This window comes from Dyella sp. (genome assembly GCF_051962475.1).
In the GTDB taxonomy this organism is placed as follows: Bacteria; Pseudomonadota; Gammaproteobacteria; order Xanthomonadales; family Rhodanobacteraceae; genus Dyella_A.
This window is the reverse complement of the sequence record NZ_JBQCCF010000053.1, coordinates 1-15513: the sequence shown is the minus strand read 5'-3', so window position 1 is coordinate 15513 and position 15513 is coordinate 1. Positions and strand designations below refer to the sequence as shown.

Here is a 15513-nt window from a genome sequence, read left to right as displayed (position 1 = left end):
GACACCTCATGCGAATGCGCTGGTTCATTGGACTACTGCTCTTCACCCTGGCGATGTCGTTGCACGCGACCGCCGTTGCCACCTCGATCACGGCCACGCGCACGACGCGGCCGATTCACCTTGACGGACGTCTGGATGAGCCGGTGTGGACCTCGGCGCAGGTCATCGACCGCTTCTACGAGACCTATCCTGGCTCGCTGGTGCCCGCACCCGAGCGCACCGAGGTGCGCCTGGCGTACGACGACGATTTTCTTTACGTGGGGTTTCGCCTATGGCTGAAACATCCCAGAGAGCTGCGAACGCCGTTCGTGCGACGCGACAAGGTCAATTCCACCCACGACTACGTGCAGATCTATCTCGATCCGCAGGGTTCGCGACGCGGTTCGTACCTGTTCCGCGTCAACGCGCGCGGCGCACGCACCGACGGCTACCAGAACGAGGCGCAGGAGACCGAGACGCTCGATCCTGACTACGACTGGGAGGTCGCCTCGCACATCGACGCGCGCGGCTGGAGCGCAGAGATGCGGATTCCCTTGTCGACCCTGCGCATCTCGCGCAGCGGCCTGCAGCGGTGGGCGGTGGTGGTGACGCGCGGCGTGCCGCGCGATCAGAACACGCAGATGGCCAGCGCCCCGTTTCCGCACGACTCGAATTGCTTTCTCTGCTATGCCGGCACGGTGGTGTTTCCCGACCTGAAGGCCAAGTCCGAACACCTGATCGTGACGCCCAGCGGCACGATCACCCGTCGTCGCGATCGCGGCAGCTTTGGCCACGCCGACGACGTCCGCCTGCAACCCAGCCTCGACGCCAAATGGCTGCCGCGTGACGGTGCGGCGCTCGACCTCACCGTACGGCCTGACTTCTCCCAGGTGGAAGCGGACTCCGCGCAGCTCACCGCGAACCAGCGCTTTGCCCTGGACCTGCCGGAGAAGCGGCCGTTCTTTCGCGAAGGGGCCGACCTGGTGAAGACGGCGATTCCGGCCGTCTATACGCGCAGCATCGCCGCACCCGACTACGGCCTGCGCTACACCCAGCGCTCGGCCGGGCTGGAATACACCGCCTTCGGTGCCCGCGATGGCGGGCGGCCGGCGATCATCGAGCCGGGCTTTCTCGGCTCCACGCTGGTGCTGCCGGATTTCGATTCCGACGATGCCTTCGCGCGCCTGCGCAGCACGCTCGCACACGGCGATGTCGGCGGCCTGGTGGCAGCCAAGCGCAACGACGACGGCAGCCGCAACCTGGTCGGCGGCAGCGACGCCACCTGGTCCAGCGATACCGATCGTGTGACCGGGCAATGGCTGGCCTCGCACACGCGCAACCCGGATCGGCCGGACCTTGCCCCAAGCTGGCATGGTCAGACGGTGCAGGGTTCGGCGGCCCTGCTGCAGTGGGATCACAGCACCGACCAGGTCTGGTCGCTGCGCTACGAGCGGTACTCCCCGGGTTTTCGGAGCTGGCTGGGCTATGTGCCGCGCGTGGGCTACCAGTCGCTGCACGGTGAGTACTACCGCCCGTTCTATTCGACGGAAAAATGGCTCAACACCATTGAGCCGTACGTGTCGGTGGACCGCCTGCGTGGGCTGGGCTCGAACCGCGGCAGCGAATCGGACGCCGCACCCGGCCTGGTGCTGGCCGGGTACAAGGGCTTCGCCGCCGATATCTCCTGGCACCCGCACGCCATGGTGCTCGACGCGCAGGGCCACGCGCGACGCACCCGCTACCTTGCCTGGCAATTCAGTGCGAGCCCGGGGCGATGGGTGCCCCTGGTGGCCTTCACCGGCCAACGCGGGGATGTCGTCGACTACGCCAGCGGCGACGTGGTGCCCTCGACCACGCTCGGATGGCGCGTGCTGACACGCCCGCTGGATCGGCTGGAGCTGGAAGTGCAGTACGACCGCAACGTCCTGCACGGCGAGGCCGGCGAACCGCAACGGCTGATCGAAACGGCCACGCAGTTCATCGGCACCTGGCACTTCAACGCACGCTTCTTTGCGCTGCTCACTTGGCAGCGTTATGCGAGCGCGCGCGACGTTCCCGAGGTAAACCACTACCGCAGCCGCACCGCCAGCCTGCAGTTCAACTGGGACGTGTCGAGAAACTGCCAGCTGTATTGGGGCGTGCGCTCCGGCAACGAGCAGCCCGCAGCACCGGCGATCGGTGGCGATGGCCGGGAGATCTATCTGAAGGCGTCCTACACGTTTCGGGGGTGAGCCGGCGGCGGATGCCTCGCGGCAGGGCCGTCAGTTGGCGGCTAATTGCTGATGCTTGCGCAGGCCTCAGGGCACTTCCTTGGTCGTCTTTTCGAGGATCTTCATCGCCTCGGCGTTGCGCCGCTTCCAATCGCGCAGCTCGGCGTCGGTTTGCAGGGTTTGGCTGTAATCGTGCACCGGGGCTGCTTGCACGCGTGCTGCGGGTGGCAAATAGCGCGGTGGTGCGGCAGGTGTGGGAGCGGCGGCTTGTGCCGGATATGGGTTGGCAGGTGGCGGTGCGGGGCGCGTGGCGCGGTTTAGCACAGCAATCACAAGCAGGCCCAGAGCCATGGTGCCGATCAGTGCCTTGGGCGTATCGATGAAGCGCGGCCGCTGCATCTTCGGGCGTTGTACCGAACGCACGGTGGCGACGAGCGCGTTGCCGTCGACCAGCTCTATGGGTTTGCCCTGGGCAAAGCGTCGGGCGTCGGCGGTGTAATCGGCGAGCGCGACGATCTTCACCGCGTCGGCGCGGTGATGGGTCAGCAGTCCGTACATCTCGCGCACCACGTTGACGCTGATTTGCCGCGTACGCCATTGCTTGCATTGCACCAGCGTGGTTTTGCCGTTCTTGCGAAGGATCAGGTCAATGCCACCATCGGCACCGCCCAGGCCGTTTTCGGCGATGACGTAACCTTGTCGGCGGAACGCCTCGCCGGCGAGCATTTCGAACTCTTTCCAGTCCATGCGACGCAGGCTGTCGGTGCCGGTTTGGGTGTCCAGTAGCACGCGTCGCTTGGCTTGGCCGAAGAACGACGCAGTGGCAGCGATCCAGTATCCGCCGAGCAGCATCCAGCCGATCGGTGCGTAGATGCCTTTCGCGCTTGCATCGCCGAGGCCGGACAAATACGGATTGTGCGATGTCGTGAAATACCAGCCGATGCCGTAGCGGACGGCAAGATAGGCGATGAAGCCGAGCGCTATGCCGACCGGCCATGGCATCGACGCTACGAACGCGATGCCGCTTTGATTTCTCTTCGCCATTGACTCCCCCTGAGTGCTCCTTGGCCCTCACCACTATACGGCGAGCCATCGCATCGGCCGCGGCTTTTGCTTCGCCGCTAATGAAAATCCCGCGACCCTGCCTGCAGTTTGCCGAGCAGGTCGCTGAGGTCGGTGAGGCGGTGGGCGACGAGGTGGCGTACGCCGTCGACGTGTTGCCACTGGCCATCGACCATCAGCAGGCGGGAGCTGATCAGGGGGCGGCGTTGCTGGGTGGCGATGTGCTGCCAGACGATCACGTTGATCGGGCCGTGCTCGTCTTCCAGGGTGACGAAAATGACGCCGCTGGCGGTGCCCGGCTGCTGGCGGGTGATCACCAAACCGGCGGCCCGCACGGGGCTGCCGTGCGGGGCGTGCAGCAGTTCGCGTGAATCGCGGCAGCGCCGCGCGCGCAGTCGGGCGCGCAGCTGGCGCAGTGGGTGCGGACCGAGGCTGAGACCGGTGGCGGCATAGTCGGCGGCGGTGTCCTGGGCGACGCTGGGCAAGGGAAGCGCAGCGGTGGCTTCCATGCTGGCCTGGCCTTCGAACAGCGGCAGCTGTGCCTGTACGCCGGTGACCGCCCAGCGCGCGCGGTGGCGATGGCCGGCGAGGCCGCGCAGGGCGCCGGCTTCGGCCAGCGCCTCGCGGTGGTGACGATTGAGATCGGCGCGCAGGCAGAGGTCTTCCACGTCGCGGAAGGGGCGCTGCTCGCGCGCCGCGACCATGGCGCGGGCGGCCGTTTCGCTCAGCCCGTTGATCATGCGCAGGCCCAGGCGCAGCGCGGGCTGGCCGCGGGCGTTGCGCGGGTCATCTTCCAGCGTGCAATCCCAGTGACTGTGGCGCACGTCGACCGGACGCACGGCGACGCGGCCGATGCGTTGCAATTCCTGCACGATCTGGCTGGGTGCATAGAAGCCCATCGGCTGCGAGTTCAAGAGGGCGCAGGCGAACGCGGCCGGCTCGTGGCATTTGAGCCAGCAACTGACGTAGACCAGGTTGGCGAAGCTGGCCGCGTGCGATTCGGGAAATCCGTACGAACCGAAGCCCTTGATCTGCTCGAACAGCTGCGCAGCGAATTCGTCGCTGTAGCCGAGCTTGAGCAGGCCGGCGGTGATGCGTTCGCGATGCGGTTCCATGCCGCCGTGGCGCTTCCACGCGGCCATCGAGCGGCGCAACTGGTCGGCCTCGCCGGCGGTGTAGCCGGCCGCGACGATGGCCAGCTTCATCACCTGCTCCTGGAACAGCGGCACGCCCTCGGTCTTGGTGAAGATCGCCGCCACGCTGGGGTGGTGCTGCATGCGCTCGCCGCGGCCGTGCCGGCGCTCCAGGTACGGATGCACCATGTTTCCCTGGATCGGCCCGGGCCGCACGATCGCCACCTGAATCACCAAGTCGTAGAACTTCTTAGGCTGCAGCCGCGGCAGCATCGCCATCTGTGCGCGGCTTTCGATCTGGAACACGCCCACGGTCTCGGCGCGGCGGATCATTTCGTAGGTTTTCTCGTCCTCCTGCGGCAGCGAGGCGAGGGTGGGGAAGTCGCGGCCGCGCTCGGTGCGCAGCAACTGCAGGCATTTGCGGATGCAGGTGAGCATGCCCAGCGCGAGGCAGTCGACCTTGAGCATGCGCATGGACTCCAGGTCGTCCTTCTCCCACTGGATGATGGTGCGATCGGGCATGGCCGCGTTCTCCACCGGCACCAGGCTGTCCAGCGCGGCGTCGCTGATGACGAAGCCGCCCACGTGCTGTGAGAGGTGGCGCGGGAAGTCGAGCAGCTGGAAGGTGAGCTGCAGCACGCGGCGGATCAGCGGGCTGTCCGGATCGAAGCCGCCTTCGCGCAGCAGCACCGGCAGCGGCGTCTCGCCCTGGCCACGGGCGAACACGCGGCTGAGCTGGTTCACCTGGTCCATCGGCAGGCCGAGCGCGCGGGCCACGTCGCGCACCGCGCTCTTGCCGCGATAGCGGATCACCGTGGCGGCAAGTGCGGCGCGTTCGCGGCCGTACTTGGCGTAGATGTACTGGATCACTTCCTCGCGTCGCTCGTGCTCGAAATCGACGTCGATGTCCGGCGGCTCGTTGCGCTCGGCGGAGATGAAGCGCTCCATCAAAAGGTCGATCTTGCCCGGGTTGACCTCGGTGATGCCGAGCGCGAAGCACACTGCCGAATTGGCCGCCGAGCCGCGGCCCTGGCAGAGGATGTCCTGGCTGCGCGCGAAGCGCACGATGTCGGCCACAGTGAGGAAGTAGGCCTCGTACTGTAGCTGGCCGATCAGCGCCAGCTCGCGCTCGATCTGCGCATGGATGTCTTCAGGCACGCCGTCAGGCCAGCGCCAGCGCATGCCCGCTTCGGTGAGGTGGCACAGCCACGAGGCGGCTGTGTGGCCCTCGGGCACCAGTTCCTTCGGGTAGCGGTAGTGGATGGTGCGCAGGTCGAAGGTGCAGCGTGCGGCGATGCGCAGGGTTTCGTCCATCAACGCGGCGGGGTAATTGGCCGCCAGCACCTCGCGCCGGCGCAGGTGGCGTTCGCCGTTGGGAAACAGATTGCCGCCGATGTCGGCCACCGGCTGGCGGTGGCGTATTGCGGTGAGCGTGTCCTGCAGCGCACGGCGGCTGCGCACGTGCATGTGCACGTCGCCGCTGGCGACCAGCGGAAGGTCCAGCGCGGCGGCCAGCTCGGTGAGTGCGTGCAGGCGCTGGCGATCGTCCGGGCCGTGGTGTAGTTCCACCGCCAGCCAGCAGCGGCCGGCGAAGGTCTGCGCCATCCAGTGGCCGTGCTCGATCTCGGGTTTGGCATCGGGCAACCACAGCGCCAGCGTGCCGGGCAGGCCGTGGGCGAAGTCGGCGCGGGTCAGCCGGTACGTGCCTTTGTCGGCGCGACGGCGCCCTTGCGTGATCACGCGGCACAACCGGGTGTAGCCGGCATGGTCTTCGCACAGCAGCACGAACTTCGGGCCGTCGTCGAGCTGGAATTCGGCGCCGACGATCAACCGCACGGCGGGCGGTTCGTCCTTGGTCGGGCGGGTGGCGTCCTGCGCGTCGAGCGCCCGCACGATGCCGGCCAGCGAGCATTCGTCGGTGATCGCCAGCGCGGTGTAGCCCAGCGCCTGCGCGCGGGCGAACAGTTCTTCCGCATGCGAGGCGCCACGCTGGAAGGAGTAAGGCGACAGGCAGTGCAGTTCGGCGTAGCCGGGCGGCGGCGCGGGCGCGGATGGCAGCGGCGAGGAAGCGGGCGAGGCCGATGCGGCCGTCGCGTCATGCGAGGCGGCCACGCGCAGGCGGGGGCGGTGATCCCGGCTCATGCGAACCAGCCATGCAGCATCCAGCCGCTGCGTTCGTCCGGGCGCTCGCCGGGCGGACAGAACGCCCAGGCGCGCTGGCCTTCGGCGGTTTCCAGCACGTAGTAGTCGCGGCGCAGGTCGCCGCCGTCCCACCAGCCGCTTTCGATGCGTTCGGGGCCCGCCAGCACGCGCACGTGCCGCGTGCGCAGCGGGATCGGCTGCGGCAGCAGCCAGGTGGGGCGCGGATGCATGCCGGGTGTGGCGGCGCGCGAATCGGGAGAGGCCACCCGCTGCGCGCGCTCCGGCCGCGGATCGCCGGTGGCCTCCAGCCGGTACACGGCGTCGTCGCCCAGCCGCGCGCGCAGGCGTTCGTGCAGGTGCTCGAGCGGGATGGCGTGCTCGGGGCGCACGTCGAACAGGTCGCGCCGCCCGGGCACGAACGGTGGCAGCTCGCTGGCGCGCAGGCGCAGCCATTCCACCGGGTGAGCGAGCGTGATGCGCTCGAGCCGGCTGCGCGCAAACTCGAACAGTGCGGCGGCGTCGCGTTCCGGCTGCAGCAGGCCGACCGGCACGTGGGTGGGCCGCTGGCGGCGATGGCCCAGGCTCAGCGTGAAACGCTGCACGCCACCGTCGCGCCCGGCGAGAAACGCGGCCAGGTCGCCGGTGAGCCGGCGCAGCGGAAATGCCAGCGAAGCCAGCTGCTCCACGTCGAAATTGAACGCGATGCGCGCCTCGAACCGGTCCGGCGGCTGGTAGCGCGGGCGCGGCAACTGGCGTTCGCCGAGCAGGTCGTCCAGATGGTCGAGCAAGCCTGCGCCGAAGCGTCGGCGCAGGCCGTCGCGCGGCAGCGCCAGCAGCGCGCCGAGGCGTTGCACGCCCATCCGCGCGAGCGCCTCGTCCAGCCCGTCGGGCAGCCCGGCATGGACGAGCGGCAGCCTGGTCATCGCGGTGCGGAGTTGTTCGTTCGTGGTCAGCGCCGCGCCGTCCGTTGTCTTGGCCAGCACGCGCGCGGCCAGCGGCGTGGGAGCGAGCGCGAGGCGGTGGCGAAAACCCATCGCGGCCAGGTCGTCGCGCAACTTCTGCTGGAACTGCGGCCAGGGGCCGAACAGGCGCTGACTGCGCTGCACTTCCAGCGCGATGGCGGTGGGCAACTGCAGCACCTCGGCGCTGTAGCGATAGGCCCAGGCGCCGAGCAGATCGTGCTGGCGCGCGGTGAGCGCGGCGTCGTGCGGCACGGCATCGAAGCGGGCGAGCAGCGCGTGCGCGGTGGTCAGCGGCTGGCCAGGGTGGATGCCGGTCGCGCGCGCGGCGTCATTGGCGTCGAGGACGCGGCGCGCCTGCAGCGGGCCGTCGATCACCACCAATGGAGCGGTGTCCTCCGGCGGGCGGCGACGCAGCAGCGTGTCCAACGCCAGATGCGGCAGGGTGATGCAGGCCCAGAGCATGACGCGACCTCATGCGCCCGCGCGGGCCAGCACGAACGCCTGCGCCGGCGGCTGACCGCCGCGGCATTTGCGCACCCGCCACTGCGGCTGCGGCTGGGTCTCCAGCTCGATGCGCAGGGCGGCCGGCGAGGCGTGCGCGGCGTGGCGGCGGTCGCGGAACAGGAAGGCCGGCGTGTGCCCGCTTTCCGCCGCCACCTGCAGCCGGCGCAGCGCGCGCTCGTCGGCCTCACCAGGCCAGCCCAGCACGGCGCCGCAGGCGCTGCTGCGCAGGCATTGCTCCATCGCCCACAGCGCATCGCTGGCGGAGCCAGCACGCACGATGGTGACGTGACGCATGTCTACGCCGCGCGCCGACCAGCCGTCCACCCCGAGTACATAGGGGGGCGCCACCACCATCGCGGGGCGCTGGCGGGTGGCGAGCGAAGCCAGCGCGGGCAGCACCAGCTCAAGCTCGCCCACACCGTCCAGCGGCAGCAGGATCTCGCTCAGCGCATGCGCCGGCCAGCCACCCTGGGGCAGGGCGACATCGAGTGGCACCCAACCGGTGGGCACACCATCGGGCGCCCCCCCGCCGGCCGGCCGCGCACGGCCGCGCCAGAGCCGGCGGGCATCGAACAGAGGTGACAGCACCGCACCGGACAACACATCGCCCATGGCTCAACCCTGCCGGATCAGGCCGGCGAACAGGCCCTCGATGGCGAAGTCCTCGCGCGGGTCGGGATCGATCGGCTGGTAACCGACACTGCGCGGCAGCAGGCGCAACTGGCGACCTTTGCGGTACAGCCGCTTCACGGTGAAGCCATCACCCACGCGGGCCACCACGGTCTGGCCGTGCTCGGCCACGGGCGTGGCATGCACGCCGATCAGGTCGCCGTCGAGGATGCCGTCGTCGCGCATCGAGTCGCCGCGCACGCGCAGCAAGTAGTCTGGGCGCAGCTTGAACAAGGCCGGATCCAGCCGCAGCACGCGCTCGGTGCTCGCTTCGCTCAGCAAGGGTGCGCCCGCCGCCACGCGGCCGATCAGCGGCAGCGCGAGCAGGTCGTCGGCAGGTGCCGGGGCAGGCGAGGCATCCAGCAGCCGGATACCGCGCGCCCGGTTCGGCAGCAGCGCAATCTGCCCCTTGGCCTCCAGCGCGCGCAGATGCTTCACCACCGCATTGACGTGCTCGATCCCCAGGGCCGCGCCGATCTCCTGCAGCGTCGGCGGCATGCCCTGCGCCGCCGCATGCTGGTGCAGAAAAGCGAGGACCTCGGCTTGGCGGGTGGTGAGCGACATGGTGTAAATAATTTCACCTTTGCGGTCGGATGCCAAGAGCCGGCGCAGGCATCAGAGCGCGCGTGCCTCTCAGCGGCTGCGACGGGCGTGGGCGGCCTGCGATGAGGCACGGATGCGCGCACGAGACAGCACGCCGGACCGTGCCCGTTCGGCACTTCGATAGGAGGGCTGCCGGACCGATCCCTACGATCTGCGCCGGGAGCATCGCACCGCGCTGCCTGCCGGCAGCCCGGTGGCCGAGGGATTCCTCGCCCAGGCAGGCCGCGTCGTGCTCAGGGGCTCGCGCTGCGCTTTACCGCCAGGTCGCCCTTGCGGGTTCCGGGGGCGACGGTCCAGCCCGGCTTCAGCGTGAGCTTCCAGCCGCGGCCGTGGAGCTTGGACGAGTCGATATCTGCAGCCGATACCGTGGCGATCTTCGCCTGCTGATCGATCCGTGCATTGGCGTCCACCTCCAGCACGCCCCAGTCGTCGTCCAGGCGTATCGTGGGATAGACGATACCCAGGTCGCCTAGTGGCACCAGGGTCTGCGGATTGAACTGGAAGCTGCTGTGGCGCAGCGGCAGCACCAGCACTGGGCCGTCCACCAGTTGCGCCTTCAACGCGGCGAGATGGGCGCGGCGCGCTTCGTCACGCTGCACTTCGCCGGCATACAGGGTGCCATCGTCGTAAACCGCCTCTCGCGCCTTGAGCGTGGCGAACGCAGGTGACGGCAGATGCGCGGCATTGCCCAGCAACTGATCCAGCCGCTGCCCGGAACCGAGCTGGCGGCGCCAGCCGGAGTCGGTCTGGTCCAGCAGCAGACCGTAAGCCGGACCGGTGGCGTATGCGAACGAGCGAACGAAGGTCGGGGCGTGCACGAACACGGCCAGGTCGTGCAGCGCATAGCGGATGCGCGCCTGCGGCGTCGCCAGGCCAAGCCGCACGCCGGTGTATTCGGCGATGCCCTCGTTCGACTCCAGGTCGTTCTCGTTGCTCGCGGCCATCGGGAACAGGCGATAGCGCTCACGACGAAACAGCAGGGCGTCGCCGATGGCAGTCTTGCGCGTGGCCGCGTCCGGGGCGCGTAAGGCGGCGGCCAGGGCGCGCCACTCCAACTGCATCAGGTAGCGGCCCTGCAGCGTATCCAGGTGCCGGTTGTCGCCTTCCCTCAGCACCATCTTCAGTGCCGGCTGGATGCGATGGAACATTTCGTGCGCGAGCATCACGTGCCGCTGGTCCGCGTCCTCGGGCAAGGGCCACAGGATCTCGCTCCAGCGGATGCCGGACCATTCGATTGCGGTGTTCGCCAGGATCACCGTCTGCGGCAACGTGCCGACGAACACCTGGCCCGACGGCCTGAACGTGCCCTGGCCATCGAGCTGGTTGGCGACAGCGCTGCGGTCGGCCGGATCCACCAGCAGCATCGGGCCGCACAGGTCGTGGCCCCAGAAGGCGCCCGCATCCCGTGCACAGATCGCCTGCGCTTCCTGGAACATCCGGTGCGCGCTGGCGGGCTCGACGTTGCCGAAGACTGGCGGCACCGCGAACATCGCGAGGCTGAGGGCGAGCAGCTGTCGACGGAATCGCCAGGTGGAAAGGGAGGCCATGGGTCGTCATCCTCTACGATGGATATCGTAGTTTCTACGACGGGCATCGTAGTAAGTCAACCGGGTACTGCACGCGCTATGGACGCGCCTCCCATTCGATGCGGTCCTGCGGTGTCACGGTCAGCGCCAACATGGGCTTGCGCGTGGCATCCAGCAGGGTGACGCGACTGCCGTGCTGGCGAATGCGGTCGTGCGAAAGTGGTTGCTCCCCCACCGTGGCGGCCAGCACCTTGCCGCGCTTGATCCGCAGCGCAAACGTACCGGCCGGGTCACGCGCAAGTACCGATACGGTCGGCCCGAAAGCGCTGGCGTGATACAGGTCGGCCATCGAGCCATCGATCCGGCCGAGTCGCCCACCGGCCAGTCCCAGCAAGCACAACGCCGAGAGCGCGAAGGCTGCCGCGCGCGCTCCGACAGGTGCCCGGGTGGGCGCCGCGTCGACACCGAGCAGCCGATGGATGCGCGTGACGAAATCGCCGTCCCCCGCCGCCGCCATCGCCAGGGCAGGCGGCGCGCGGTGCTCGGCGAGGCGCAGCAGAGCGTGCGCGAGCTTCAGCGGGGCGGCGCCGTGACTGACTGCCAGTGCATCGCAGCGCAGCTCGCGCTCGTGCGTGAGCCGGCGGTAGAGCAGCCAGGCCACCGGATGAAACCACAGCGCAACCAGGGTGAGGCGCTGCAACAGGTTCCAGCGGTAGTCGTGGCGCTGCACGTGGGCCAGTTCGTGTAGCAGCAGCGCCTCCTGCTCCGCTGGCAGGAGGCGCATCCATCGGATGGGAACCACAAGGCGCGGTCGCCGTGCACCTGCCACCAGCGGCGAAGCTACCGCGGCCAGTTCCACTGGGGGCACGGCCATGTCCATGCGCTCGACCGCCAGAGTGCGCACCCTCTGCCGCAGACTGGCCGGTGCCGGGTGGAGTGTGAGGCGAGCCAGACGCCATGCATCACGTGCCAGTTGCAGAGACATCACGGCCGCGCCCAGAAACCACAGGCCGGCCAGCGGCAACGCGAGCGCGAGCAGGGAGCGATAGCCGTCCATCTGACGAGGGAGCTCCTCGAGCAAGGACGCCTGCGGTGGCGCAATGCCTGCACCGCTCACCGCCCGGTGCACGATCACCATGGTGACCGCGGGCGACAAGGCGAGTGCGGCAAAGTGCAGGCAAACCAACCGGTGGCGCATCGCGGCTGTGGCATGCTGGGTCGCGCGCTCCCAGCCGAGCCAGGACGACATCACCAGCATCCCCTGCACGACCGCAGCCATCAGGCCCCACAGTTCCAGTCGGGCGAGATAGGCGGCGGTGAACAGGTTCACGCGCCGCCCTCGAGCTTCTCGATCATCGCCTTGAGCCGGGCCAGTTCCTCCGGAGCCACCGGCCGGGCATCGAGCGCCTGCATCGCCAGCGCCAGCGAAGAGCCGGCAAACGCGCTGTCCATCCATCCACGCACGAGCCGGTTGAGGGTGGGCCGTTCGGACACGGCCGCAGCGTAGACGTGCTGGCGCGCTTCCTCGCTACGGCTGACCAGGCCTTTGGCCAGCATGTTCTGCATGATCTTCAGCGCGCTGGTGTAGCCGATATCGGTGTCCGCATAGACCGCTTCGTGCACCTCGCGCACCGTCGATGGCCCTTTGCGCCAGAGCACCTGGAGGATTGCCAGTTCCGCCGTCGTGGGGGTGACCGTTTTCATGCGCGCAGCATGCGACGGGCGGTGGGGCCAGGCAAGCCAGGTACGTTCAACGGAGATGCGAGGCAGGCGACAGCGAGGCCCCACGGGCGTATGCCGCGCTTCCCTTCGCGATTGACGGTCGGCGATCTCGCGGTGCTCCGGCATCCGGTGGCTTAGTGCAGCGTCACCACGATGGGGTCGCCCCGGGTGATGATCATCGTGTGTTCGTACTGCGCCGACAGGTTGCCGCGCGCACCCACTAGCGTCCAGCCGTCGTCGGTTTCGTTGACGATGCGGCTTTTGGTCGACAGGAACGGCTCGATGGTGATCACCATGCCTTCGGTGAGCACGCGCTCGTCCGTCGGATCGAAGTAACCGGGAATGTTTTCCGGGTCTTCGTGCAATGACCGGCCGACGCCATGGCTGGAGAGGTTCTCGATGACGCGCAAGCCGTAGGTTTTCGCCGTGCGCTGGATGGCGGCGCCGATGCCGTTGAGCGGCTGCCCCGCGCGCGCAACCTTCATCGCCTGCTCCAGTGCCGTGCGCGCGGCGTGGCACAGGCGCGTCTTCTGCGGGTTACCCGGCGGTATCACCCGCGTGCCGCCGGTGTCGGCGAAATAACCGTCCAGCTCGGCAGAGACGTCCACGTTCAACACGTCGCCGGCGCGGATCACGCGATCGCCGGGAATGCCGTGCGCGGCCTCCTCATTGAGGCTGATACAGGTCGCGCCCGGAAAGCCGTAGGTCAGCCTGGGCGCCGATCGCGCGCCGTGCTGCTCGAGCAGGCGTTCGCCCAGCGCATCGAGCTCGCGCGTGGTCATGCCCGGCTCGGCCGCCTCGAGCATCTCGTGCAGCACGTACGAGACGATCTTGCCGATGCGCTTGAGCGCGACAACGTCGTCTTCGGTTTCGATGGTCATGGGAATCTCCACTGCAGGCACGAAAGGTTACCCCAGCGCGGCGACCGCGGCGCCGTGCGGGACCCGGATCAATCGAAGTGCTCCGCCTCCGCCGGAGGCACCACCCAGCGATGCATGCGCGATTCGTAGACGGACACCGTAGGCGTCGGAAACTGCGGATCGGCGAAGGCGCCCACCGGAATGCTGATGAAGTCAGGCATGGTGTCCGGTTCGTAGTAGACCGTGGCGCCGCACACCGGACAGAAATGGAAGGTGCATGTGGACCCTTCATCCCCGGTTCGCGCGTACGCGGTGGAGTCGCCATCAACGGCTACGTCGCTGCGGTGAAACCGCGCCTGCTGCGCAAAAGGACCGCCCGTACGGCGCTGACACGCCAGGCAGTGGCAGATCGAGTTGCGCACGGGGTCGCCACTCACTTTGGCCGTGAGCTGACCACAACTGCAGGAGGCAAGACGGTTCGTCATGATCGATCTCTCGGGCATCTGACCTTGGTCCACCTAGTCTGCACGCAATCCGATCGTCCGGCGGTGGCGCGCCCCTGTCGGACGATAAGCGATTGGCCAAAAAAGGAACGCCCCGAGCATGCAGCCGGGGCGTTTACGTCGCTGGAAAGCGGAGGCGGTCAGATGTCCTTGGCGAGGTCCTCGGCCAGTCCGACATACCCACCCGGCGTCAGCTCCAGCAGCCGTTGCTTGGCTTCCGCCGGCAAATCGAGACCATCGACGAAGCTGCGCATCGATTCGCGGGTGATGCCCTGGCCACGGGTGAGCGCCTTGAGCTGCTCGTAGGGCTCGGGCAGGCCGTAGCGGCGCATCACGGTCTGCACGGCTTCGGCGAGAACTTCCCAGCTGGCGTCCAGGTCCGCGGCGAGGCGGTCCGGGTTCACCTGCAGCTTGCCCAGGCCCTTGGCCAGCGATTCCAGCGCCACCAGCGTATGGCCGAAGGCGGTGCCCAGCGCGCGCAGCACGGTGGAGTCGGTGAGGTCGCGCTGCCAGCGGCTGATCGGCAATTTTTCCGCGAAATGACCGAGCAGCGCGTTGGCGAGACCGAAGTTGCCTTCGGCGTTCTCGAAGTCGATCGGGTTGACCTTATGCGGCATGGTCGAGGAGCCGACTTCGCCGGCCTTCAGCGCCTGCTTGAAGTAGCCCAGCGAGATGTAACCCCAGATGTCGCGGGCCAGGTCGATCAGCACGGTGTTGGCGCGGCGCACCGCGTCGCAGTATTCGGCCACGCCGTCGTGCGGTTCGATCTGCGTGGTGTAGGCGTTGTAGTCCAGGCCCAGGCTTTCGACGAAGCGCTGCGAAAACGCACGCCAGTCCAGCTCCGGGTAGGTGATGGCGTGGGCGTTGTAGTTGCCCACTGCGCCGTTGATCTTGCCGCTGATCTCCACCTCGGCGAGCTGCCTGCGCTGGCGTTCCAGGCGGGCGACCACGTTGGCCAGTTCCTTGCCCAGCGTGGTGGGCGAGGCGGTCTGGCCGTGGGTGCGCGAGAGCATCGGCAACGCGGCGTGGGTGTGTGCCAGCGTGCGCAGAGTGGCGATGATCTTGTCGAATGCCGGCAGCAGCACCGCGGTGCGGGCGTCGCGCAGCATCAGCGCGTAGGAGAGATTGTTGATGTCCTCGCTGGTGCAGGCGAAATGCACGAACTCCCTGGCCTGGGCCAGCGCGGCGTCGGCGCCGATGCGCTCCTTGATGAAGTACTCCACCGCCTTGACGTCGTGGTTGGTGGTGGCCTCGATCGCCTTGATACGGCCGCCGTCTTCCACGCTGAAGTTCGCCGCAATCGCCTTGAGCGTGGCGATCTGCGCCGGCGCGAAGGCGGGCAGCTCGGCGATCGCCGGCTCGGCACCCAGTGCCAGCAGCCACTCGATTTCCACCTGCACGCGACGGTGCATCAGGCCGTATTCGCTGAAGATCGGGCGCAGCGATTCGGCCTTGCTGGCGTAGCGGCCGTCCAGCGGGGACAGGGCGGTGAGGGCGTGGGTGGACATCGGGCGTTCCGGCAACGGGAAAACCGCCATTTTACATGGCGGCCCGCCCTGACGGCTCGCACGCTGCTGCCGTCGTAGGAGCCCGCTCGCGGGCGATGCTCTTCGTTTTGAACCCACATCAAAGCCAAAG

The 15513-nt window shown here is 68.3% G+C and carries 12 protein-coding genes; 1 reads left to right on the top strand and 11 read right to left on the bottom strand.

The window, feature by feature from the left end; all coding sequences use genetic code 11:
• Nucleotides 1-8: 8 nt before the first annotated feature.
• Nucleotides 9-2210: a DUF5916 domain-containing protein gene (locus ACTHJF_RS11830; RefSeq protein WP_440267279.1), complete on the top strand. Its 2202-nt coding sequence runs from the start codon at nt 9-11 to the stop codon at nt 2208-2210.
• A gap of 66 nt (nt 2211-2276) precedes the next feature.
• On the opposite strand, the gene ACTHJF_RS11825 is transcribed toward ACTHJF_RS11830, so the two are convergent.
• The 11 genes from ACTHJF_RS11825 to purB form a co-directional block, all read right to left on the bottom strand.
• Nucleotides 2277-3233, bottom strand: coding sequence for a restriction endonuclease (locus ACTHJF_RS11825; protein WP_440267278.1), 957 nt, complete (start codon nt 3231-3233; stop codon nt 2277-2279).
• 77 nt (nt 3234-3310) lie between these two features.
• The gene (locus ACTHJF_RS11820; protein ID WP_440267277.1) at nt 3311-6526 is read right to left on the bottom strand and encodes an error-prone DNA polymerase; all 3216 of its coding nucleotides are present in this window, start codon (nt 6524-6526) and stop codon (nt 3311-3313) included.
• Nucleotides 6523-7950, bottom strand: coding sequence for a Y-family DNA polymerase (locus ACTHJF_RS11815; RefSeq protein ID WP_440267276.1), 1428 nt, complete (start codon nt 7948-7950; stop codon nt 6523-6525). Before ACTHJF_RS11815 ends, ACTHJF_RS11820 begins: the two co-directional genes overlap by 4 nt.
• 9 nt (nt 7951-7959) lie before the next feature.
• On the bottom strand, nt 7960-8604 hold the full coding sequence (imuA, locus tag ACTHJF_RS11810; protein ID WP_440267275.1) for a translesion DNA synthesis-associated protein ImuA: 645 nt from the start codon (nt 8602-8604) through the stop codon (nt 7960-7962).
• Between the two features lie 3 nt (nt 8605-8607).
• Entirely contained in the window at nt 8608-9225 is a 618-nt protein-coding gene (lexA, locus tag ACTHJF_RS11805) for a transcriptional repressor LexA (protein WP_440267274.1), read from the bottom strand.
• A gap of 272 nt (nt 9226-9497) precedes the next feature.
• Nucleotides 9498-10811, bottom strand: a complete 1314-nt coding sequence (locus ACTHJF_RS11800) for a hypothetical protein (protein WP_440267273.1) — start codon at nt 10809-10811, stop codon at nt 9498-9500.
• A gap of 76 nt (nt 10812-10887) precedes the next feature.
• Nucleotides 10888-12120: a M56 family metallopeptidase gene (locus ACTHJF_RS11795; RefSeq protein WP_440267272.1), complete on the bottom strand. Its 1233-nt coding sequence runs from the start codon at nt 12118-12120 to the stop codon at nt 10888-10890.
• Nucleotides 12117-12494 carry a BlaI/MecI/CopY family transcriptional regulator gene (locus ACTHJF_RS11790; protein WP_440267271.1) on the bottom strand — a complete coding sequence of 126 codons (378 nt, stop codon included), beginning with the start codon at nt 12492-12494 and terminating at the stop codon, nt 12117-12119. Before ACTHJF_RS11790 ends, ACTHJF_RS11795 begins: the two co-directional genes overlap by 4 nt.
• Before the next feature lie 152 nt (nt 12495-12646).
• Nucleotides 12647-13393, bottom strand: coding sequence for a type I methionyl aminopeptidase (map, locus tag ACTHJF_RS11785; protein WP_440267270.1), 747 nt, complete (start codon nt 13391-13393; stop codon nt 12647-12649).
• Between the two features lie 68 nt (nt 13394-13461).
• Nucleotides 13462-13857, bottom strand: coding sequence for a GFA family protein (locus ACTHJF_RS11780; protein WP_440267269.1), 396 nt, complete (start codon nt 13855-13857; stop codon nt 13462-13464).
• Between the two features lie 158 nt (nt 13858-14015).
• Nucleotides 14016-15383, bottom strand: coding sequence for an adenylosuccinate lyase (gene purB / locus ACTHJF_RS11775; RefSeq protein WP_440267268.1), 1368 nt, complete (start codon nt 15381-15383; stop codon nt 14016-14018).
• Nucleotides 15384-15513: the final 130 nt, after the last annotated feature.

What these genes read in the sequence shown, in the direction of transcription:
- ACTHJF_RS11830 (WP_440267279.1), top strand. Translation starts at nt 9, where the DNA reads ATGCGAATGCGCTGGTTCATTGGACTACTGCTCTTCACCCTGGCGATG.
- ACTHJF_RS11825 (WP_440267278.1), bottom strand. Translation starts at nt 3,233, where the DNA reads ATGGCGAAGAGAAATCAAAGCGGCATCGCGTTCGTAGCGTCGATGCCA.
- ACTHJF_RS11820 (WP_440267277.1), bottom strand. Translation starts at nt 6,526, where the DNA reads ATGAGCCGGGATCACCGCCCCCGCCTGCGCGTGGCCGCCTCGCATGAC.
- ACTHJF_RS11815 (WP_440267276.1), bottom strand. Translation starts at nt 7,950, where the DNA reads ATGCTCTGGGCCTGCATCACCCTGCCGCATCTGGCGTTGGACACGCTG.
- imuA (WP_440267275.1), bottom strand. Translation starts at nt 8,604, where the DNA reads ATGGGCGATGTGTTGTCCGGTGCGGTGCTGTCACCTCTGTTCGATGCC.
- lexA (WP_440267274.1), bottom strand. Translation starts at nt 9,225, where the DNA reads ATGTCGCTCACCACCCGCCAAGCCGAGGTCCTCGCTTTTCTGCACCAG.
- ACTHJF_RS11800 (WP_440267273.1), bottom strand. Translation starts at nt 10,811, where the DNA reads ATGGCCTCCCTTTCCACCTGGCGATTCCGTCGACAGCTGCTCGCCCTC.
- ACTHJF_RS11790 (WP_440267271.1), bottom strand. Translation starts at nt 12,494, where the DNA reads ATGAAAACGGTCACCCCCACGACGGCGGAACTGGCAATCCTCCAGGTG.
- map (WP_440267270.1), bottom strand. Translation starts at nt 13,393, where the DNA reads ATGACCATCGAAACCGAAGACGACGTTGTCGCGCTCAAGCGCATCGGC.
- ACTHJF_RS11780 (WP_440267269.1), bottom strand. Translation starts at nt 13,857, where the DNA reads ATGACGAACCGTCTTGCCTCCTGCAGTTGTGGTCAGCTCACGGCCAAA.
- purB (WP_440267268.1), bottom strand. Translation starts at nt 15,383, where the DNA reads ATGTCCACCCACGCCCTCACCGCCCTGTCCCCGCTGGACGGCCGCTAC.